Origin of the sequence: Caballeronia eucalypticola (assembly GCF_047608185.1) — a bacterium.
Lineage (GTDB): Bacteria > Pseudomonadota > Gammaproteobacteria > Burkholderiales > Burkholderiaceae > Caballeronia.
Map to the genome: position 1 here is coordinate 71,472 of NZ_JBLKRU010000024.1, position 19,416 is coordinate 90,887.

The 19,416-nt window shown below is 61.1% G+C and carries 21 protein-coding genes; 10 read left to right on the forward strand and 11 right to left on the reverse strand.

Annotated elements, in window-relative coordinates; genetic code table 11:
- The first annotated feature begins 119 nt into the window (after window positions 1–119).
- The 10 genes from ACMX25_RS24975 (at window position 120) to ACMX25_RS25020 (ending at window position 8,880) form a co-directional block, all read left to right on the forward strand.
- A complete protein-coding gene (locus ACMX25_RS24975) occupies window positions 120–998 on the forward strand; it encodes an arylamine N-acetyltransferase family protein (RefSeq protein ID WP_414952726.1) in 879 nt (292 codons plus the stop codon).
- Between the two features lie 8 nt (window positions 999–1,006).
- The gene (locus ACMX25_RS24980; protein WP_414952727.1) at window positions 1,007–2,710 is read left to right on the forward strand and encodes a peptidoglycan D,D-transpeptidase FtsI family protein; all 1,704 of its coding nucleotides are present in this window, start codon (window positions 1,007–1,009) and stop codon (window positions 2,708–2,710) included.
- A gap of 158 nt (window positions 2,711–2,868) precedes the next feature.
- Window positions 2,869–3,204, forward strand: a complete 336-nt coding sequence (locus ACMX25_RS24985) for a hypothetical protein (protein ID WP_414952728.1) — start codon at window positions 2,869–2,871, stop codon at window positions 3,202–3,204.
- Window positions 3,205–3,279: 75 nt separating this feature from the next.
- Window positions 3,280–3,558 (forward strand): hypothetical protein, encoded by a 279-nt coding sequence (locus ACMX25_RS24990; RefSeq protein ID WP_414952764.1) that lies wholly within the window; start codon window positions 3,280–3,282, stop codon window positions 3,556–3,558.
- A 414-nt stretch (window positions 3,559–3,972) separates the two neighbouring features.
- Window positions 3,973–4,281 carry a hypothetical protein gene (locus ACMX25_RS24995; RefSeq protein WP_414952729.1) on the forward strand — a complete coding sequence of 103 codons (309 nt, stop codon included), beginning with the start codon at window positions 3,973–3,975 and terminating at the stop codon, window positions 4,279–4,281.
- A 224-nt stretch (window positions 4,282–4,505) separates the two neighbouring features.
- Window positions 4,506–5,528 (forward strand): fatty acid desaturase, encoded by a 1,023-nt coding sequence (locus ACMX25_RS25000; RefSeq protein WP_414952730.1) that lies wholly within the window; start codon window positions 4,506–4,508, stop codon window positions 5,526–5,528.
- A gap of 55 nt (window positions 5,529–5,583) precedes the next feature.
- Entirely contained in the window at window positions 5,584–6,396 is an 813-nt protein-coding gene (locus ACMX25_RS25005) for a phosphate/phosphite/phosphonate ABC transporter substrate-binding protein (RefSeq protein WP_414952731.1), read from the forward strand.
- A gap of 270 nt (window positions 6,397–6,666) precedes the next feature.
- A complete protein-coding gene (locus ACMX25_RS25010) occupies window positions 6,667–7,656 on the forward strand; it encodes an LLM class flavin-dependent oxidoreductase (protein WP_414952765.1) in 990 nt (329 codons plus the stop codon).
- A gap of 255 nt (window positions 7,657–7,911) precedes the next feature.
- Window positions 7,912–8,157: a hypothetical protein gene (locus ACMX25_RS25015; protein ID WP_031361754.1), complete on the forward strand. Its 246-nt coding sequence runs from the start codon at window positions 7,912–7,914 to the stop codon at window positions 8,155–8,157.
- 405 nt (window positions 8,158–8,562) lie between these two features.
- A complete protein-coding gene (locus ACMX25_RS25020; protein WP_299706644.1) occupies window positions 8,563–8,880 on the forward strand; it encodes an H-NS family nucleoid-associated regulatory protein in 318 nt (105 codons plus the stop codon).
- 200 nt (window positions 8,881–9,080) lie between these two features.
- Here the strand turns inward: ACMX25_RS25020 and ACMX25_RS25025 are convergent, their stop codons facing one another.
- From ACMX25_RS25025 to ACMX25_RS25075, 11 genes are all read right to left on the reverse strand, one after another.
- Window positions 9,081–10,001, reverse strand: coding sequence for a flavin reductase (locus ACMX25_RS25025; RefSeq protein ID WP_414952732.1), 921 nt, complete (start codon window positions 9,999–10,001; stop codon window positions 9,081–9,083).
- Window positions 10,002–10,037: 36 nt separating this feature from the next.
- The gene (locus tag ACMX25_RS25030) at window positions 10,038–10,865 is read right to left on the reverse strand and encodes an alpha/beta fold hydrolase (protein WP_414952733.1); all 828 of its coding nucleotides are present in this window, start codon (window positions 10,863–10,865) and stop codon (window positions 10,038–10,040) included.
- Window positions 10,855–11,442 carry an amino acid synthesis family protein gene (locus ACMX25_RS25035; RefSeq protein ID WP_414952734.1) on the reverse strand — a complete coding sequence of 196 codons (588 nt, stop codon included), beginning with the start codon at window positions 11,440–11,442 and terminating at the stop codon, window positions 10,855–10,857. Before ACMX25_RS25035 ends, ACMX25_RS25030 begins: the two co-directional genes overlap by 11 nt.
- A gap of 206 nt (window positions 11,443–11,648) precedes the next feature.
- A complete protein-coding gene (locus tag ACMX25_RS25040) occupies window positions 11,649–12,335 on the reverse strand; it encodes a GntR family transcriptional regulator (protein ID WP_414952735.1) in 687 nt (228 codons plus the stop codon).
- A 108-nt stretch (window positions 12,336–12,443) separates the two neighbouring features.
- Complete coding sequence (locus ACMX25_RS25045) at window positions 12,444–13,526, reverse strand: ABC transporter ATP-binding protein (protein ID WP_414952736.1); 1,083 nt, start codon at window positions 13,524–13,526, stop codon at window positions 12,444–12,446.
- The gene (locus ACMX25_RS25050) at window positions 13,523–14,320 is read right to left on the reverse strand and encodes an ABC transporter permease (RefSeq protein WP_414952737.1); all 798 of its coding nucleotides are present in this window, start codon (window positions 14,318–14,320) and stop codon (window positions 13,523–13,525) included. The genes ACMX25_RS25045 and ACMX25_RS25050 overlap by 4 nt, the downstream gene beginning before the upstream one ends.
- A gap of 1 nt (window position 14,321) precedes the next feature.
- Window positions 14,322–15,206, reverse strand: coding sequence for an ABC transporter permease (locus ACMX25_RS25055; protein WP_414952738.1), 885 nt, complete (start codon window positions 15,204–15,206; stop codon window positions 14,322–14,324).
- 54 nt (window positions 15,207–15,260) lie between these two features.
- A complete protein-coding gene (locus ACMX25_RS25060) occupies window positions 15,261–16,298 on the reverse strand; it encodes an ABC transporter substrate-binding protein (RefSeq protein ID WP_414952739.1) in 1,038 nt (345 codons plus the stop codon).
- A 33-nt stretch (window positions 16,299–16,331) separates the two neighbouring features.
- Window positions 16,332–16,646, reverse strand: a complete 315-nt coding sequence (locus ACMX25_RS25065) for an NIPSNAP family protein (RefSeq protein WP_031361744.1) — start codon at window positions 16,644–16,646, stop codon at window positions 16,332–16,334.
- Window positions 16,647–16,668: 22 nt separating this feature from the next.
- Window positions 16,669–18,141: an aldehyde dehydrogenase gene (locus tag ACMX25_RS25070; protein WP_414952740.1), complete on the reverse strand. Its 1,473-nt coding sequence runs from the start codon at window positions 18,139–18,141 to the stop codon at window positions 16,669–16,671.
- A 15-nt stretch (window positions 18,142–18,156) separates the two neighbouring features.
- Window positions 18,157–19,200 (reverse strand): LLM class flavin-dependent oxidoreductase, encoded by a 1,044-nt coding sequence (locus tag ACMX25_RS25075; RefSeq protein ID WP_414952741.1) that lies wholly within the window; start codon window positions 19,198–19,200, stop codon window positions 18,157–18,159.
- Window positions 19,201–19,416 lie beyond the last annotated feature (216 nt).

The window sequence follows — 19,416 nt, forward strand, 5'->3', positions numbered from 1 at the left end:
TTTTCGAGTGATGCAAGTCGTATGCAATATGTAATCGGCGCGTGGGCTGTGCCGTAGAATGTCGGCACCTCGCGGCGGCTCGCCCGGCCTCGTTTCCATCACCCGTGCAAGAGTTCCAAATGAATCAGACACTCTCCCCGGCGCAACTCGCCGCGTATTTCGACCGCATTGGCTATACCGGGCCTCAGCAGGCTACATCAGAGACGCTGCACGCGCTGCACAGGCTGCATCCGCAAGTCATCCCGTTCGAAAATCTCGACTCGCTGCTCGGGCGCACGCCGCGCCTCGACCTCGCGTCCGTGTTCGCGAAGCTCGTGAACGCGCGGCGCGGTGGTTATTGTTACGAACACAACCTGCTGTTTCGCGCCGTGCTCGACACGCTCGGCTTCAATACGACAGGCCTCGCCGCGCGCGTCATGTGGAACGACGCGGCTGCCATGCCGCCGCGTACCCACATGACCTTGCTGGTCGAAACACCCGACGAAACCTGGCTCGCGGATGTCGGCTTTGGCAGCATGACGCTCAGCGCTCCGCTGCTCTTCGACGCAGGCCGCGAACAGGCGACCCCGCACGAGCCGTTCCGCCTCGACCTGATCGAGCGCGGTGATTTCCTCCTGCAAGTGAAGCTCGGCGATACCTGGAAACCTGTCTATCGTTTCGACCTCGAACCGCAACTTCCCGCCGACTACGCCATGGCGAACCACTATGTGTCCACGTATCCCGAGTCGATCTTCCTGAATCACCTGATCGTGGCGCGGGTGTTGCCCGGACAGCGGCAGACCTTGTTCGACTCAACCCTGAGCCAGCGTGGTGCGACGGAATCCAAACGCGACCTCGCAAGCGCGGAAGAGTTGCGCGCCGCGCTGCACGACACGTTCGGGCTGACGCTGCCCGGCCAGGATTCCGGCACTCACCGGGAAACGTCGGCCGGTGGACTTGATGCCGTGCTCGAGCGCATTGTCCGCTCTTCCACGTCCATCGCATCCACCACGTCCTGATCGTCACGATGCGTAAAACCGCCAAGCGAGCCCATGAATCTTATCGGACGCCCGTGAAAAACGCAGTGCTCGAAAGCCGGCTGCCACGATGGCGCTCCACGCTGATCGTCATGCTGATGTTCGCCGCGTTTGCCGCTCTCGCAACCCGCGCGCTGTGGGTGCAGGTCGTGAACCAGGATTTTTATATCGGCGAGGGGCAAAAGCGTTATCAACGGACGCTCGAGCTCAGCGCTACGCGTGGACGAATTGTCGACCGGAATGGCGCGATGCTGGCCGTGAGTCTTGCGACCTATGCGATCTGGGCCACGCCCTCGCGCTTTGATCGCGATACCGTGCCAGCAGTCGCCAGGTTGATCGATATGCCCGAGACGGAGCTGGCGCGACGGCTTGACGGTGCGCGCTCGTTCGTCTTGCTGAAGCGGCAAGTCAATGCCGACACAGCCACGCGTATTGCGGAGACCGGCCTCGCCGGCATAACGCTAGTCGCCGACACCAAGCGCTTCTATCCCGAAGGAGAATCGGCGGCTCATATCGTCGGCTTCACCGATAACGAAGACAAAGGTCAGGAAGGCATCGAACTCGCGGCCAACGAGAGGCTGACCGGCGAGCACGGTCAACGCGAAGTGATCCGTGACCGGCTTGGGCGCGTCGTATCCGAGATCGGCGAAGTGGAGTTGCCGGAGAATGGCGAGACCATTCATCTGACTATCGATCGCCGTATCCAGCAACTTGCTCACACGCAGCTAGCCGCCGCTATCACGAAGCATCGCGCGCGGGCGGGCAGCGTGGTCGTGCTGGACGCCAAGAACGGCGAGATCCTCGCGCTCGCGAACTATCCGACCTTCGACCCCAACGACCGCGCGCATCTGACGGGCGAGCAGTTGCGCAACCGCGCGCTGACCGATACGTTCGAGCCGGGTTCGACGATCAAGCCGCTGGTGGCGGCGCTGGCTATCGACCTGGGTTACGTGCGGCCGGATACGCGTATCGATACATCGCCGGGGACGTTCAAACTCGGGCCCAACGTGATCCACGATACGTCGAACCATGGCGTCATCACGGTCTCCGAAGCCGTGCAGATGTCGAGCAATATTGCGTTGACGAAACTCTCGCTGAAGCTTCGGCCGCAAACGGTGTGGGACAAGTATCGCGAATACGGTATTGGCCAGGCGCCGGACCTGACTTTCCCGGGCGCGGCCACCGGACGCCTGCGGGCTTACGAGCGCTGGCGCCCGATCGAGCAGGCGACCATGGCCTATGGTTACGGCCTGTCGTTGTCGTTACTGCAGATTGCACAGGTTTATACGGCTTACGCGGGCAATGGCGAATTCCGGGAGTCCACCTTGATTCGCGGTCAGGCCGTGCGAGATCCCGTGCAAGTCACGAAACCCGCGACGGCAGCGGCTGTGCGCGACATGCTCGAACTCGCGATGGGACCCCGTGGCACGGGACGTGCGGCAGCGGTGGATGGGTATCGCGTGGGTGGAAAAACCGGCACGGCGCGCAAACAGATCGGGCGTACGTATGCGGCGAACAAGTATCGCGCGTCGTTCGTCGGGATGGCACCGATGAGTGACCCGCAAGTGATTGTGGCTGTCATGATCGATGAGCCGTCAGCCGGCGCCTATTACGGCGGGACGGTGGCGGGTCCGGTGTTTTCAGGCGTGGTCGGCGGCACCATGCAGCTTCTGGGCGTGCCGCCCGATGCCTGAACGTCTGTAGAGGTTCGCTTGGGCGCGGTTTTGTTCCCGCCGGATAGGATCTGCGAGGCCGGAAACGACGGAAAACGTAAGGCCGCTATGCTGTAATGTCGGATTGCTGTAATTGAATGCTGCGTCGGAAAGGCGGCCGCAAACCCTTTAAGGACACCATGAAAAAGATTGTCTGCGCTCTCGCGCTTCCTCTGTTGTTGATGCAAGCCTGTACCACCCGGTTCCATAACGCGGATGCCGGTCAGCCGGAAGTAGAAACGGCGCCAAACGCATCGGTGGCAAGCATCGTCCAGTGTCTGACCGACGAAGCGAAGAAACACGACGCCACCTTCAAGCAAACACCGATTCCCCAAGGCACGATGCTCGAATTCGGCGATTCCAACGTGATCAAGGTGCGCTTCGATAACGGCGAAACGTCGTACCGGTTTTATCCGGGTGAGCGGCATGTATCGAACTTGTGGCTCGAAGGTGCGAGCAAGAAATGCGCACCTTGATGTTGCGTTTGACGCAGCCCGGTGGAGTCCTTCACGACGCCGGGTTCATCACATGTTGCTTTGATCAGGCTGATCGTGCGCTCGACTAAAGCCATCAATGCCGTCGAGCGTCTCAAGACACGCTCCGGCAATCAGCACTACGCGGCCGTTAGCTTGAGCGGCGGTCTGTTCTATCTCGTGGACCGCGCGGCAAGCGGTGAGCAAAAGCTCTCCGCGCCGCAGACCATGGATGATTTCGTGACCTTTGTGAACGCGCTCAAGCCGGAGAAGCCACGACGCGTCAGTAAGCTCGATCTCGCCATGGACGAACAGATCAAACGCAGCGGCAAACCTCGGGCGACAGACGGCGAGTGACGCGCAATTGCGCGCGTCGTCCGATGTTTGAAGCCGCTTCGAAGCCGCTGCAAAATGACATCGAACGATCGCTCGATCGCTCTCCCGTCTCCCCAATATCTCCTGCCAGTCTCAAGCATTGTTCCGCCGGGAATTAGCGTCGTTCGGCGCACTCGCTTCGTGCCCCAGCACACGGAAAACGTTTGCATCGCCCGGTTTACCGGACTCCCGGTGCCTCCAATGTGCGATTTCAGACGGTGCGTGCGTCCCGCCCTGGGCGAATATGTATCACGGTCGAAACAAACCGAAGACCGCTTAGCGCAACGAAAAAACGCGCAGGCGACGGGGTATAGCTGGACGCAGCAATGAACGCGTTAGTCATCGATAGAATCGACAACGCGCTCAGAAGCTGGCCGGCAAAAATGGGGGCGCAGGATGAAAGCCAAAAGAACGCCGACGTCAGAAGGCCCACGAACGTCGACACAGGCCGATGCGGAGCTTCAGCACATTGAACGGGCCATCGGCCAGTTGCGGGCGATGAGTCAGAAGCCGGCCGGCACGCTCAATGTCGAGTATTGGCACGAACGCTTGACCGCGGTCTGTACCGGCTACGTGCTGGTGCCGGCGCAACAGCGTCGCGTCGATGCGTTGCGCAAAGTGCTGGAGTCATTCTCGCAACCAAAGGGCGACCCCACTTCCGGGCGCAAAAGAACAACCAACAGGCTTTGGGCGAAAGCGGCGTAATTACGGCGCTTTCGCCATCGCGCATCGTGCGCGTAATCGACGGCGGCCTTCAGGCCGCCGGATGTCGTGTTTCGGGCGTGCCCGTTGTTCGAACAGTCACGGGGCGACATCGGCAATTCCTGATTTCCTGATTCTTCACACCGGAACAAGCTTAGCGGGAATGCTTGGTTTGCCTGGCGGCGATGCGTCGATAAGATCGGAGCTCGTTCCGTCACTGAATTGCCATGAGCCTTTATATCGACGATGCTCAACGCCATCAAATACAGCAACAGCGCGCGTCCTGGCGCTGGCGCAGCGAATGGCCCACCTGGCTTCTGATCGTCGCCGTGTATGGCGGCTGGTTCGCAACGGCGCTTAACGCGCGCTCAATGGGCCTGCCGCTGGCGATAAGCATTCTCGCCGTGCTGTCGTGCCTGTATCTGTCATTGCAGCATGAACTCCTGCACGGCCATCCGACCCGCTTCCCCTTGTGCAACGCGCTGCTTGGCGTCGCCCCGCTCGCGGTCTGGTTCCCTTACGCGGTGTATCGCGAGTCACATCTGCGCCACCACAACGACACGCATCTCACCGACCCCGATCTGGACCCGGAAAGCTATTTCGTCTCCGCCGAACACTGGCGCGGCGCCGGTGCGGCCGTACGATTCCTGCTGGTTTGCCGCAACACGTTCTTCGGGCGCATGGTGCTCGGTCCCTGGTTTTCGATCGTGAAAGCGATCGTCTCGGCGTTCACCCAGATCGCACGGGGCAATGGCCGTATTGCAGGCGCGTGGGCCTTGCATCTCGTGCTGCTTGGGCTGCTCGCGACATGGCTTCAGCGCCGCTGCGGCATCAGTCCCGCGCTGTTCATCTTTGGCGTTGGGTATCCGGCGCTCGCGTTGAGTGCGATTCGATCGTTCCAGGAACATCGCGCCGCCGATCACGTCGCGGAACGCACGGTCATCAATGAAGCATCGTGGGCCTGGCGTTTTCTGTTCCTCAACAACAATTTCCACGCGGTACATCACGATCTCCCGAGCGTGCCGTGGTACGCGCTGGCAAGCGTTTATCATGAGCATCGTGATGCGTATCGGGTGCGCAATGGCGGTTTTATCGTGCGCGGTTATCAGGAATGGCTTGTGCGGCACGGCCTCCAGCCGGTTGCGCCTGCGTTGCATCCGCTTCATGCCCGCGCCGCCGATCTTATGGTGCAGGCTCAGGCCGGATCTGCCGGCTCAGCACCACTAGGCGATGCCGCGCAGCCTGTCTGATGTGTCTCTCCAGCCGCGTGTTCGATGCGAGCCGACGTAACGGGAAAGAATTTGCATGAACTGGGTGGCTGCTTTACCGATGTACAACGTCACGCCGGCGCTTGGCCGCGTCTGGCGCGTTTTGCTCGACCACGTCCACCAGCATCTGCGGCCATGGCTCGACGCTCGCGGTGACACGCTCACCCTGGTCGATCCCGAAACGTCCCTGCAGGAATTCTGGCTGCGCGACGACCTGCTGCTGTCGCAGACATGCGGATATCCGCTGGTCCAGGCGCTCGACGGACGCGTGCAGTTGGTCACCACGCCCGTTTTCAGCGTCGACGGTTGCGAGGACGGCAATTATCACAGCGTCCTGGTCACCCGGGCTGCGGCCAAAATCACGTCGCTCGCGCAATGCCGCGGTCTGCGCGCTGCGTTCAACACCCCCGATTCGAATAGCGGCATGAATTTGCTGCGCAGCGCGGTCGCGCCGCTTGCCGACCGCCAGCCATTGTTCGCATCGGTGGTCGAAACGGGTGGGCACCTCGCGTCGCTGCAGGCCCTGCAGGACGACCGGGCCGATGTTGCCGCCATCGACTGCGTGACTTTTGCGTTCGTCCTCGATCACCGTCCGGAACTTGCCCATGGCCTGGTCGAAATCGGCACGACACGAAGTGCACCGGGCTTGCCGCTGATTGCATCGAAACGGGTGCCGGCGGCGGGTATCGAGGCGCTGGTGAGCGCACTCGCCGACGCCGTCGCGCACGATCGCCCGTTGGCGAAACGGCTCAAGCTCGATGGTTTTGCGAGGCGTCCGCTCGAAGATTACGCCAGCATTCTGGAAATCGAACTGAACGCCGTCGAACTCGGCTACCCCCGCCTCGCCTGAGAAGCGTCGGGCGCGTTGGGCGCGTTGGGCGCGTTGGGCGCGTTGGGCGCGTTGGGCGCGTTGGGCGCGTTGGGCGCGTTGGGCGCGTTGGGCGCGTTGGGCGCGCTGGGCGCGTTGAGCGTGGTCACGGCAGACTTTCCCGACTTCCGCCACAATCGGCTTTTACCCGCGTGCAAGGTGCATCCCGGATTTTTCGTTCGGGATCGGCGCTTGACGGGAATTGGATCTCCGGTCCCCGCGCTGCCCCTACACGAAGCCATGGAAGCCGCAATGATCCCGTTTTCAGTTCTCGATTTATCCCCTATTCCCGCCGGATCCACCGCCGCCGACGCCTTCCGACACTCGCGCGAGCTGGCCCAGCATGCCGAAAAACTCGGTTACCTGCGATTCTGGCTGGCCGAACATCACAACATGACCGGGATCGCCAGCGCCGCGACGTCCGTGGTGATCGGACACGTTGCCGCAGGTACGAGCACGATCCGCGTCGGCTCGGGTGGCGTCATGCTGCCGAACCACGCGCCGCTTGTAATCGCCGAGCAGTTCGGCACGCTGGCGTCGCTGTTTCCCGGGCGTATCGATCTGGGCCTCGGCCGCGCGCCCGGCACCGACCAGACGACGGCCCGCGCGCTGCGCCGCGATCTGCAGGGCAGCGCGGATAATTTCCCCGATGACGTCGTGGAATTGCAGCGCTATTTCGCCGACCCGGTCGAAGGCCAGCGCGTGCGCGCGGTTCCGGGCGCCGGGCTGAACGTGCCGATCTGGCTGCTCGGCTCGTCCACGTTCAGTGCCCAGCTCGCCGCCGCGCTCGGCCTGCCGTTCGCCTTCGCTTCGCATTTCGCGCCTGACTACTTGCTGACCGCGCTGCAGGTTTACCGGACGCAATTCCGTCCGTCGAAACAACTTGACCGCCCTTATGCGATGGTCGGCGTGAATGTTTTTGCCGCTGACACCACGGAAGAAGCGGAGTTTCTGTTCACATCGTTGCAACAGCAATTCATCAACTTGCGACGCGGTACGCCAGGTCAGTTGCCGCCGCCCGTCAAGCAGATTCCGTGGAACGAGGGTGAACGCGCCGGCGTCGACCACTCGCTCGCCTGCTCCGTGATCGGCGACCAGCGCCAGGTGGAGGCCGGACTGGCGTCGCTGATCGAACAAACTCAGCCTGACGAGTTGATCGTGACCGCCCAAATCTTCGATCACGCGGCCCGCCTGCGTTCGTTCGAGATCACGGCTCAGGCCCGCACGGCGATAGCGGCGTAGCGCCCGGTCCGCCGCATCCCGGACATCAAACGGACATCAAACGGATGTCAAGCCGATAGCAACCGAAAGTGGCGCGGCGAACACGCATTCGGATGCTGGACGGGTATCGTTTTGACAAGCAATAATGAGGACGGCAGGTTTGAGATCCGCCGGCCTGTGCCCGCTTTTAGTGCCTTCCTGCGACCGGCAGCAGCGGGTAAGCCGTTCGAAGGGTTTCAACAGATAAGATGTTGGATATCGGAAGGGAGAAAATGAATGACCAGAAGTCCCGCCACAGGATCCATGACCTTGCTGACGGAGCGCGATGAAGCCACCGGTCAGGAAGTGCGGACGTTGCGCCTCGAACCTGCGCCCGACGGCAAGGCTGTCCTCCTGATAGAGGTCGATGAAAGGAAGGCCGGTATCCATCGTGAAGTGCGTTATGAAATCACGCCGGCTGAACTGATTGCGGCAATTCGTGCACACGGCGCGGAATTACCGGGCGAGCAACATAATCGTTAAAATGATTTAGGCATACAATAGCGGCATTCGGCGCTATCATTTCCTTGTGGCGCCCGCGGTTGTCTGGACGAATTGTTGAATTAGCGGCTGCATGCATGGTGCATTTGAAACATGCGCAGCCGCCAGCCGTGCACCGATCTGGTCGTGAGCTACAGCCGCTGATCCGGCGGCTTACGCATCTCGCACCGATCTCAAACACAGTAACCAGTTTGTCGAGCTGCTTGCTCGCAGAAGTCCGATTATCGGGCGCTGCGGGTTAAAGCGGCAATTTGCGGTATTACACTAATTGACGCGCGTCACTCGGCGCGCCACGATTTTAGTCAACCCACACATTCCTCGAGCCGCCCCGGTCCGCGCGGGCAGATGGCTCGCCTTCAAGAAAGTAAAAGCTGAATCAGGACAGCCGTGGACGAAAGAAAGCGAGACAGCATCATTGCCTATTTGCGCAGCCGAATGGCTGAGTTTGGCATTACAGAAACAGCGCTGGCCGAAGCATTGGCCGACGTGCAGGTTTCCGTTACCCCTCCTCCAATGACCAACGGTTCCAGCGCGGCTTCCAAGCGCGCGTTGCCGTCAATGCCCTCGTTGCCCGAGAACGCTAACGGCACCACGCCGGTATTCAGAAGCGCAAACGGCGACACGTGGGACGGGACGGGTGACATGCCAGAGTGGTTGAAACGCGCTCAGCATGCCGGGCAGGATATCGAGTTTTACCGGGTTTAAAGCGGCTCGCCAGAGCCCGGTGGAAACCACTGATGCAAACAGGAACGCCCCGCATGCCTTGCGGCATCGGGCGATGTGCGCCTGCGCGGCCATTGCGCGGCGCTATCTGAATACATGGATTTAAAAACCGTTCGCCCGGTCATTGTCGGAAACGGACGCTGTGCCTGATTGTTCCAGGCATCCGGGCGAGCGGGAACACCTCAGCCTAACGCTTGCACCATCCCTTTCTCCACATCGCCCACATAAATCCCGAACGCATCTTCCGTTCTCTCCTTCACGTAACGCCGCAACATGGACTCGACAGCCGGATCGCGGATCCGGTCCCAGGGGATTGCGCCGAGCGGCACGTGCCGTACATCGGCGGCCGCAGGTGCATCGTCGACAATGCGGCCCCGATAGTAAATGTGGGTGATGCCCTTCTCCTCAAACACGGCGAACAGGAAATCCAGGTTCGCGTTCAGCCGATACCGCTCCAGCACGCCGCGCAAGCTACCCGGGTCCGCAAGCGGTTCCAGCCGCGTTCCAATGGGTAAGTGCAACGCCCCCGACGCAGTCTCGATCAACACCAGACCCGCGGGATGCTCGAGGATCGCCCCAACCTGCGCTCGCTGACCGGTCGCGGCCAACGCCTCCTGCGACAAACTGAAATCCACGTACGCACCGCGGCAATAGCCTAGCGGCGTCGCGCTCGTGTGCGTGAAATCCACCACGCGCCCGATCAGGATGATGTGATCCCCCGCCTCCACCACCTGATGCGTCTCGCAGTCGAAACTCGCGGCCGCGCCGTCCATGACCGGGCTGCCGGTGCGTCGCGCATGCCAACCGACCTGTGCAAACTTGTCCGCACTCTTCGATGCAAACACGCCCGATACCGGCCGCTGATCTTCAGCGAGTACGCTGACCGCAAACCGCTGGGTCACCGAAAACACCGGATGGCTTGAGGCCGTCTTCGCGATGCACACCAGGATCAAGGCCGGATCAAGCGACACGGACGTGAACGAGTTGGCCGTAAAACCACGCGGTGATCCATCGGGTTGAACAGTCGTCACCACAGTCACACCCGTCACGAATGCGCCCAATGCACGGCGGAATTCGCTTGTATCGAAGGAAGACTCATTCATGCTTTACTCCTTGAAGTATCGGTGCTGCTCAGGCACTCAGGCGCGACTCGCTTCACGAATGAACTGCACCAGCCGCTGGTTCACGATCGCCGGCGCGGTGACGTTCATCATGTGCCGTTCATTCGCAATGATTTCGGCGCGTCCGCGCGGCGCAGCGGCCGCCATCGAATGCGACATTGCGGGACTCGAATTCGGATCGCACTCGCCGGTCATGAACAACGCGGGCATGGCGAGTTTCGGCAAGCGGCCGACATGCGCCTGGTCCGAACTCGCAAACAACCGGTACGTTCGCGCATAGCCCTCAGGGTTCACGGTCTCCAGTAACGAACGCACAAGTTCTGCCACCTGCGCGAGATGACCCGGCACGGGATCGTCGAACCAGCGTGCCACCGTGGCGTCGATGCTCGGTTGCTCAAGACCTCCGCCTTCCAGCGATGCCGCGCGCTCCATCACCGCGGCCCGCTGCGTCGGCGTGCGGTCGTACACCGCGTTCAGCGCAACCACGCTCGCCACTCGCTGCGGATACTGCAGCGCAAACTCAAGCGCGATCAAGGAGCCCATCGAGTGACCCACAACATGCGCTGTATCGATTTTCAAATGGTCCAGCAGCGCGGCGAGCTGTGCAGCGTATTCATCGAGTGCGGGTGAGACCGCCGGCAAACGGCTCGCGCCGTGGCCCAGCATGTCGTATGACACGACGCGAAAACACAACTGCAGCGCGTCAACCTGGGGCGCCCACACGCTGCGATTCATCCCCACGCCGTGGATCAAGACGAGCGCCGGCCCATCGCCCGCCACGCTGTAGGCGGTGCCGTTAAACACGCCGCTCATCGACGCACGGCCAGTCACTGTTTCATGCTTCATTGGACCCAAGCTCCTTCAGATCCTGATAGCGGTCGCCAATCCGATGATGCGGCCGCCCGCCAATCGATGCACCCAGCGCAATCACGAGTTCATCGGGGCCGGGGGCATCGATGATCGAGAACTGGATGGTGAGGTAATGCGAGCGCATGCCTTCATCGCCCTTGTGCATGAGTGGAATGGTCACCGGACAGTTAGGACCGCCACGCAAATTCGTGAAGCTTAAATAGCTCTTCGCACCCACCGCTTCGCGGAACTTGTTACCAAAGCGCAGCGTGTGGATCAATGCCGACGCATGTTCGACTTCGCCCGACATCCCGACAATCGCGGCTTTTCCATACCCCTCCACCGCCTCTCCCGATCCGGCGATCCGCAGGATTTCGGCCGTCAGGATCTCGCCCAGTTGCGGCGCGAGTCCGTGAATCTCCGGACGCAGGTCTTCGACGAAACCACGTCCCGCCCACGGATTGCGCAGCACGGCTGCCGCGGCAAACAGCTTCAACGGCCGCTCGGCCGCCTTACCGCCTTCAATGAAAGTGTCTTCCACATAGGTAACCAGCTTGCGAATCTCGAGTTTCATGGGGGGTTTCTCCGGTGGCAAAAACGCCGCGGCTTCATGCGATGGCGTCGTCTTAATATTATGGTATTCCATATTACTGGATGCAAGAATTTTTCGACGATTGAGGGGTTTACGAGAGCACGCCGAGTAGTCTGGATAACCTGAGGGCGAAAAAAAACCGTCGATATCGACGGCTTCGGTCACTGCAAACGCTCGTTATGCTGCAGTCAGACGCTGGCTTCGGCAGCCCTCTCGGCGAGCGTGGCCATCACGATGCCTGCCGTGTGGCGCACATGTTCAAGCGATGCCGCAGCGGCAGCGTCCCCGTCTTTCTTGGCGATAGCGGACAGCAACTTGTTCATTTCCCGATTGGAGTCCGCGCCCCGTCCCGGCGACGCAATCGTCACGGCCCGCAACTGGTTGATCCGTGCGTTCAGCGACTTGACCACCTGATGCATCATCAGCTTGTGGCCGCCGGTGAACATGGCTTCGTAGAACCGCTCCGTGTAGGTCAGCACGCGTTTGAAGTCCGACTCGTCGAACGCGTCTTCGATCTCCTTGCGGATTTCGCGTAGCTGTTTCACCAGCGCCGGGGTTGCATGCTCGGCACACGCGCGCGCCGCTTCGGACTCGAGCAACGCGCGGATTTCGTAGATTTCCTGAACCTGCTCAGGGTCGAGCCGCGCGACGATCGGACCGGAATGCGCCACCGTCTCGACCAGGCCTTCAGTTTCGAGGTGCCGCAGAACTTCACGCACCACGGTCCGGCTGACACCCAGCTGGTCGCACAGCGTGCGCTCGATCAAACGGTCGCCGGGATGATAGATGCCCTGCGAAATAGCATCGCGCAATTTTTCCAGCGTGAGCTCACGCAACGTCGGCGCGCTTCGGTCGACACGCATTTGATCGGTCATGGTTTTCTTGTCTCCGGTCTGATATCCGGAATCCCTGGTTTTTGGAATCCCAAAGTATTGCACACCCGTACGGCATTCCTTTCTGCGGGCCTTGTCGAGCTCGCATTTTCAGGCGGCGAACACCCGCGCGCTCTCGTTCTCCCATTCGAGCCAGGCCCGCGCACCGACCGCCAGGCTCGGCGCGCGCGAGCTGATGGATGTCCGCACCGCGATCTCCTGTTCCCAAGGCGTGGCGACTGCATAGTGCATGGTGTCGCCGAGATAAGTGACGTCGCGGACAATTACCGGCAAGCCGCCGTCCGCCATCTCCGACGGTTGCGCGCGAATGCGGATCTGTTCCGGCCGAAGCATCAGCGCGCCATTGTCGCCATCGTTCAACGCGTGATCGAATCCACCGACAGAAACTGGCTTGCCGTTCGGAAACACCGCGCGTGACGAGCCATTGCTGCCCGCCAGCGTAACCGGCAGGAAATTCGAATTGCCGATGAAACTTGCGACAAAGCGCGATGCCGGCTTCGCATAGAGCTCCTCGCCGCTGCCCACCTGCTCGATGCGCCCTTTGTTGAACACCGCGATCCGGTCAGACAAACGCAGCGCCTCTTCCTGGTCGTGGGTCACATACAAGATCGTCACGCCGGTCTGCTGGTGAATGCGCCGGAGTTCGGTCTGCAGTTCCTCGCGAAGTTTTTTATCGAGTGCTGAAAGCGGTTCGTCCATCAGGAGAACGGGCGGATCGTAGGCGAGCGCGCGGGCAATCGCCACGCGCTGCTGCATCCCGCCCGACAACTGGTCCGGCATGCGGTCGCGGCAATCGCCGAGGTGCACGAGCTTGAGCATCTGCTCGACCTTCAACTTCACCTGCGCGTCGGGCAAACGCCGCACGCGCAACGGAAACGCGACGTTCTCGCCGACCGTGAGATGCGGGAACAACGTATAGCGCTGAAACACCATGCCGATGTTGCGCTTGTTCGGTGCGACCGACAGCAGCGACTTGCCATCGAGCAGCACGCGCCCTTCGGTGGGCGACTGAAAGCCCGCGACAATGTATAACGTCGTGCTCTTGCCCGAGCCCGACGGCCCGAGGAAAGTCATGAACTCGCCCTTCTTGATATCGAGCGAAACATGGTCGATAGCGACGACCTGGTCGTAGGTTTTACGAAGCCGTTGGATCTGCAAAAACGGTGCGCTCACGATTTACCTCTCTTAAGGACAAGCCCCAACAACATCAGGATGACAGTCAAGCCGACCAGCAGCGACGACGCTGCGGCAATCACCGGCGTCAGGTCCTGCCGCAATGTGCTCCAGATGCGCACGGGCAGGGTCTGCAACGTCGGACTTGCCATGAAGATCGACACCACCACTTCGTCCCACGACGCAAGGAACGAGAAGATCGCGGCGGCGAACAGGCCGAGACGAATGGCAGGCAGCGTGACGCGCCACTTCACTTCGAACGGGCTCGCGCCGCAGATCAGCGCGGCATCTTCGAGCGCGGTATCGAAACTCTCAAGCGAATTGCTGATGGCGATGATCGAAAACGGCAACGCAATGATCAGGTGCCCGATCACGAATCCGACCAGCGTTCCCGTGAGCCCGATGCGCAAGAAAAAACCGTACAACGCGACGGCCAGAACAACGACGGGCAGTACCATCGGCGTGAGGAAAAACGCTTTCAGCAACGCGCGGCCGCGGAAATTGCCACGCGTCAAAGCAAGCGAGGCAAACAGTCCCAGCACGACCGACAACACCATCACCACCACGCCCAGTTCGACGCTGGTCATCAGCGAGTCGAGCCAGCCCGGATCGGTAAACAGCATGCTGTACCAGCGCAGGGTCCAGCCCGGCGGCGGAAACATCAGCCACTGCGAATCGCCGAACGACAACGCGACGATGAACAGCACCGGCAGCAGCAGGAACAGCGACACGGCTGCGCCGACGCCCAACAACGCCCAGCGCAACGGTCCGAGACGATCGAAATCGAGCAGCATGTCAGTGAACTCCTGAAGCGTCCGGTGCTCGACCGGAAAAGCGCAATTGCACCGCGTAAAGCGACAGCGTCACGAGCAGCAGCACGAAGGCGGCGGCACCCGCGAGCCCCCAGTTCAGCAATTGCTGCACGAGTTGCGCGATCAGTTCGGCGAGCATCATGTATTCAGGTCCACCAAGCAGAGCAGGCGTCACGAAATACCCTAGCGCCATCACGAACACCATCAATGCACCGCTAGCGATTCCCGGCATGGCGAGCGGCACCAGCACACGCCAGAATGCCTGCCAGCGGCTCGCACCGCAGATAGCGGCCGCACGCAGCGTAGTGGGGTCGATGGCACGCAGGGTCGCGTGCAGCGGCATCACGAGGAACGGCAACATGATGTAGGTCATGCCGATCGTGACGCCGGTCAAGTTGTTGACGAGCGTCAGCGGCTCATGAATCACGCCGAGCCACATCAGCAAGCGGTTGATCGGACCCGTCTGCTGCAGCAGGACCATCCACGCGAAGGTGCGTGCGAGCAGGTTGGTCCACATCGAGAGCAGCAGGATGGCGAACACCAGCTTGCTGACCCAGCGCGGTGCAATGGCGAGCAGCCACGCAGTCGGAAAGCCGATAACAAGCGTGACAGCCGTCACCACCGAGGCCACGAAAAACGTGTTGCCGAAGACCCGCAAGTAAGTTGTCGAGCCAAATAACTGTGCATAGTTTTGCAAGCCCGGCGACGGGTCCAGCACGCTTCTCAGCAACAGAGAAAGCACCGGCAGCAGGAAGAACACGATCAGCAACAGCAGGGCCGGCAGCACCAGCCGTGCCCTCCTGAAACCGGCGCTCACCTTGGGTAGAGACACCGCAGGCTCCGCTACCGTGCTTACTGCGTTCGACATGACAACTCCTTCAAGATGGTCGGCAGCCATTGCTTATTCCACTTCAACCCAGCGTTATTTCGATTGCCACGCGTACCAGCGCTTGGCAATTTCGTCACGATGATCGGCCCAGTACTTCATGTCGAGGTTGATCTGCGTCGCCTTGTACTGGTCCGGCTGGGTCTTCGCGACATCGGCCGGCAACAGCGCGGCGGACTTCAGGTTGACCGGCGCGTAGCCCGTCTCAGCCGCGAAATTCGCCTGCGCCTGAGCGCTGGTTGCAGTCGCGAGGAACTTCATTGCGTCGGCCTTGTGCTTCGCGCCCTTCGGGACCACGAGCATGTCGGCAGCGGTCAGGTTCTGGTTCCACGACACCCCCACATCCACGCCGGTCTGCTGCAACGCATGCAGGCGGCCGTTCCAGAATACGCCGAGCGGCGCCTCGCCCGATGCCATCAACTGCTGCGACTGCGCGCCGCCGCTCCACCAGACAATCTGGCTCTTGATGGTGTCGAGTTTCTTGAATGCGCGGTCGAGGTCGAGCGGATATAGCTTGTCAGGTGCCACGCCATCGGCGAGCAACGCGACTTCCAGCACGCCTGGCGCGGACCATTTGTAGAACGTCCGTTTGCCGGGGAAGCGCTTGGTATCGAAGAGATCGGCATAGTTAGCAGGACTGCCGTTCTTGAACGAAGCCTTGTTGTATCCCAGCACGAACGAATAATAGAAACTGCCGACCGCACCCGGCGACATGAAACGCGGATCGAGCTGGCTCTTGTTCACCACCGAATAATCGATCGGTTCGACCAGCCCGTCGCGCAACGCGGCATAGGCGAAGTCGCCTTCCACGTCGACCACATCCCACTGCACGTTGCCGCTGTCGACCATGGCCTTGAGCTTGCCGTAATCGGTCGGACCGTCCATCAGCACCTGGACTCCCGATGCCTGGGTGAAGGGCGTCGCCCAGTCTTTCTGTTGAGCTGATTGCGTCGTGCCGCCCCAACTCGCGAAGACAATCGGCGCGGCAGCCGCGAACACGGGCGCGCTAACAGAAACAACAGCGGTAACGATCAATGCGCGCGCGAGGGCGTGCAAATTTAAAGGTTGCTGCATGACGACTGCTCCTTGAGAGGAAACGGCTGGTTTTTACTTGAGCGGGGAAAATGCAGCGGGCTTCATGATCTTGCTTTCCATCGTTTCCAGCAGCGCCTGAATCTTCGGTGCAAAGGCCTGCCACGCGGGGTCTTCCGCGAGGCGCTGACGGCGTGCTTCGCGGTCATCGAGACTGGTATAGGCCCACATGTGGACGATCTGGTTGAGCGGGCCGATCTCGGAGAAGAAGTAGCCGACGAGCTCTCCCAGATGCTCCTTCTGCAAAGCAATGCCCTCTTCCTCAACAAGTTTGAGATAAGCCGGGACTGCGCCCGTGCGGATCTTGTAAGTGCGGATTTCGTAGTACATGGCGGCTCGTTCGTATTTGTCTTCAACGCATGACGAAGGGATCGGCAATCGGCTCGTCCGATGTCCGGATCCACACGGATTTGGTGCGGGTGTAATCGAGCACGGCGTCGAGTCCGCCTTCGCGTCCGAGACCGCTCAACTGGTAACCGCCGAACGGGACGATCGGCGAGACCGCGCGATACGTATTCACCCAGACGATGCCGGCGCGAAGCTTGCGCGTGAGCCGGTGCGCGCGTGTCAGGTCGCGCGTGAACACGCCTGAGGCGAGTCCGTATCGTGTGTCGTTGGCAAGTGCAATAGATTGCTCTTCGGTATCGAAACTCATCACGCTGAGCACGGGGCCGAACAACTCCTGCGCGACGCTCGGTACATCCGACGTGGCACATTCGACAATGGTCGGTTCGAAGAAAAACCCTTTGTCCATGCCTTCGGGACGATGCCCGCCGGTCAGCAGTTTTGCGCCCGCGGCGAGGCTCGCGGCCAGCACCGATTCGATGTGGTCACGTTGTTTTGCCGTGGCCAGCGGACCCATTTCAGTGTCCACGTTCTGCGGATCGCCTAGCTTGATTGCCCGCGCTTTCTCGACCAGTTTCGCCAGCAGCCGGTCGCGAATCCCACGCTGCACAAGGAGCCGCGAACCCGCCACGCAACTCTGGCCTGTCGCCGCGAAAATCCCTGCGATGACCGCGTTGCTGACGCTCTCGACGTCGGCGTCATCGAAGACCAATACCGGCGATTTGCCGCCCAGTTCCAGCGACGTCGCCGCGAGGTTCTCGGCCGAGTTCCGCACGATATGGCGTGCCGTTTCAGGGCCGCCCGTAAACGCGATCTTCGCGACCAGCGGATGCGTAGTGAGCGCGTGTCCGCAGTCGGCGCCGAAACCCGTCAGGATGTTCACCACGCCCGCCGGAAAGCCCACCTCATGCACAAGACGCGCAAACGCGAGCAAAGGCGCAGGACCTTCTTCGGATGCCTTGATAACGATCGTGCAACCCGCAGCCAATGCAGGTCCAATCTTCACCGCCGATAAAAACAGTTGCGAGTTCCAGGGCACGATTCCAGCGACGACACCCACCGGCTCGCGTCGAAGAAACACTTCCATGTCAGGCTTGTCGACGGGAAGATATGCCCCCTGAATCTTGTCCGCGACGCCCGCGTAATAGCGGTAGTACTCGGCGACATAACCAATCTGGCTGCGTGTCTCGCGGATGATCTTGCCGGTGTCGGCCGTCTCGAGTTCAGCGAGTTCTTGCGCGTTGGCCGCGACCAGATCCGCCAGCCGATACAGCAGCTTGCCGCGCTGGCTTGCATTCAGGTTGGCCCACTCGGGCGAGAACAGCGCGCGATCGGCTGCTCTGACCGCCCGGTCGACATCCTCCGCGCTGGCTGCGGGCATGCTCGCCCAAACCTCGCCCGTCGCCGGATTAATGCTGTCGAAGGTCTGCGACGCGTCGCTGAATTTGCCATCGATGTAATGCTGGAACGTCTGCACCATGTCATCTGCTCCGGTTTAGCGGGCGTCGAACGCGGGCATCACGTCGGCAATAAACAGTTCCAGCGAACGGCGCTTGCGCTCGAAACTCATGTTGCTGTCGAGCCAGAAGCTGTATTGATCGAAGCCGAGTTCTTCATACTGTTTCAACCGGGCGATGACATCGGCGGGCTGGCCGATCACCAGGTTCTTGCGAATCTGCTCCGGCGTGTATTGCGGGAACGAAGCGATGTCCACTTCCGTCAGCGGTTCAATGAACCCCTGCTTCACCGGCCGCTCATTCTTGAACCACTTGCTGAAATAACAATAGAAGCGGCTCAGGTCCGCCACGGCGGCATCGACTTCCGCGGCGTCCGCACCCACGAAGGTGTGCATCAGCATCATGATCTGCGGACGCGGCACGTCGGGGTTCGCCCTGCATGCTGCGTTGAATCGATCCATCAGGTTCACCACTTCGCCATCACCCGCCGCCAGCGACGTGACCTGCACATGGCAGCCATTCCTCACCGCGAATTCATGCGAATTCGGATCGCGCGCTGCGAGCCACATCGGCGGATTGGGTTGCTGGACCGGGCGCGGCACCGGCGTGGTCGAAGGCCACGACCAGAACTCGCCCTGATGCGCATAGTCGCCCTTGAACAGCTTCTGCAGCGCTGGCACGAGCTCGCGCATCCGGGCGCCGGCGCCGAATGCATCGAGGCCCGGCAGCAAGCGTTCATATTCGAAGGAGTACGCACCGCGCGCAATGCCGAGGTCGAGACGCCCGTTGCTTGCGACATCGACCATGCCGGCTTCGCCCGCGAGGCGGATCGGATGCCAGAACGGTGCGATCACCGTGCCGGTGCCGAGACGAATGCGTTCGGTGCGCGCGGCAAGGTACGAAAGGTTGATGAAGGGGTTAGGCGCGATCGTGAATTCCATCGCGTGGTGCTCGCCGACCCACGCGGTTTCGAAGCCGCCCTTTTCCGCGATCTGGACGAGTTCGGTGAGTTCGTCGAAGAGTTGCCGATGCGGTGTGTGCGCGTCGTACCGCTCCATGTGGAGAAACAGCGAGAATTTCATGATCGACCTATGTGCAGGAAACATGCAGGAAACAGTTCGTCTTGCTGCGGGTGCGAGGAACTCGAGCGACCCGCTTCGCGTCGACCGCTTGAACGTTGCGGCTGGTATTACGGTATTCCATCGAATGTCGCAAATCAAGTGTTTCAATATTATGGTATTCCATAATATTAGACGCGCGCAGGGATGGGTTTAGAGACGTGGAGTGAACAGGAAAGC

Bases quoted from the DNA above. Each gene is read 5' to 3' on its own strand.
- ACMX25_RS25015 (WP_031361754.1), top strand. From the start codon at position 7,912: ATGACCAGAAGTCCCGCCACAGGATCCATGACCTTGCTGACGGAGCGC.
- ACMX25_RS25000 (WP_414952730.1), top strand. From the start codon at position 4,506: ATGAGCCTTTATATCGACGATGCTCAACGCCATCAAATACAGCAACAG.
- ACMX25_RS25030 (WP_414952733.1), bottom strand. From the start codon at position 10,865: ATGAAGCATGAAACAGTGACTGGCCGTGCGTCGATGAGCGGCGTGTTT.
- ACMX25_RS25070 (WP_414952740.1), bottom strand. From the start codon at position 18,141: ATGGTGCAGACGTTCCAGCATTACATCGATGGCAAATTCAGCGACGCG.
- ACMX25_RS25010 (WP_414952765.1), top strand. From the start codon at position 6,667: ATGATCCCGTTTTCAGTTCTCGATTTATCCCCTATTCCCGCCGGATCC.
- ACMX25_RS25060 (WP_414952739.1), bottom strand. From the start codon at position 16,298: ATGCAGCAACCTTTAAATTTGCACGCCCTCGCGCGCGCATTGATCGTT.
- ACMX25_RS24980 (WP_414952727.1), top strand. From the start codon at position 1,007: ATGCGTAAAACCGCCAAGCGAGCCCATGAATCTTATCGGACGCCCGTG.
- ACMX25_RS25035 (WP_414952734.1), bottom strand. From the start codon at position 11,442: ATGAAACTCGAGATTCGCAAGCTGGTTACCTATGTGGAAGACACTTTC.
- ACMX25_RS25055 (WP_414952738.1), bottom strand. From the start codon at position 15,206: ATGTCGAACGCAGTAAGCACGGTAGCGGAGCCTGCGGTGTCTCTACCC.
- ACMX25_RS24995 (WP_414952729.1), top strand. From the start codon at position 3,973: ATGAAAGCCAAAAGAACGCCGACGTCAGAAGGCCCACGAACGTCGACA.
- ACMX25_RS25005 (WP_414952731.1), top strand. From the start codon at position 5,584: ATGAACTGGGTGGCTGCTTTACCGATGTACAACGTCACGCCGGCGCTT.
- ACMX25_RS24985 (WP_414952728.1), top strand. From the start codon at position 2,869: ATGAAAAAGATTGTCTGCGCTCTCGCGCTTCCTCTGTTGTTGATGCAA.
- ACMX25_RS25065 (WP_031361744.1), bottom strand. From the start codon at position 16,646: ATGTACTACGAAATCCGCACTTACAAGATCCGCACGGGCGCAGTCCCG.
- ACMX25_RS24975 (WP_414952726.1), top strand. From the start codon at position 120: ATGAATCAGACACTCTCCCCGGCGCAACTCGCCGCGTATTTCGACCGC.
- ACMX25_RS25050 (WP_414952737.1), bottom strand. From the start codon at position 14,320: ATGCTGCTCGATTTCGATCGTCTCGGACCGTTGCGCTGGGCGTTGTTG.
- ACMX25_RS25075 (WP_414952741.1), bottom strand. From the start codon at position 19,200: ATGAAATTCTCGCTGTTTCTCCACATGGAGCGGTACGACGCGCACACA.
- ACMX25_RS25025 (WP_414952732.1), bottom strand. From the start codon at position 10,001: ATGAATGAGTCTTCCTTCGATACAAGCGAATTCCGCCGTGCATTGGGC.
- ACMX25_RS25040 (WP_414952735.1), bottom strand. From the start codon at position 12,335: ATGACCGATCAAATGCGTGTCGACCGAAGCGCGCCGACGTTGCGTGAG.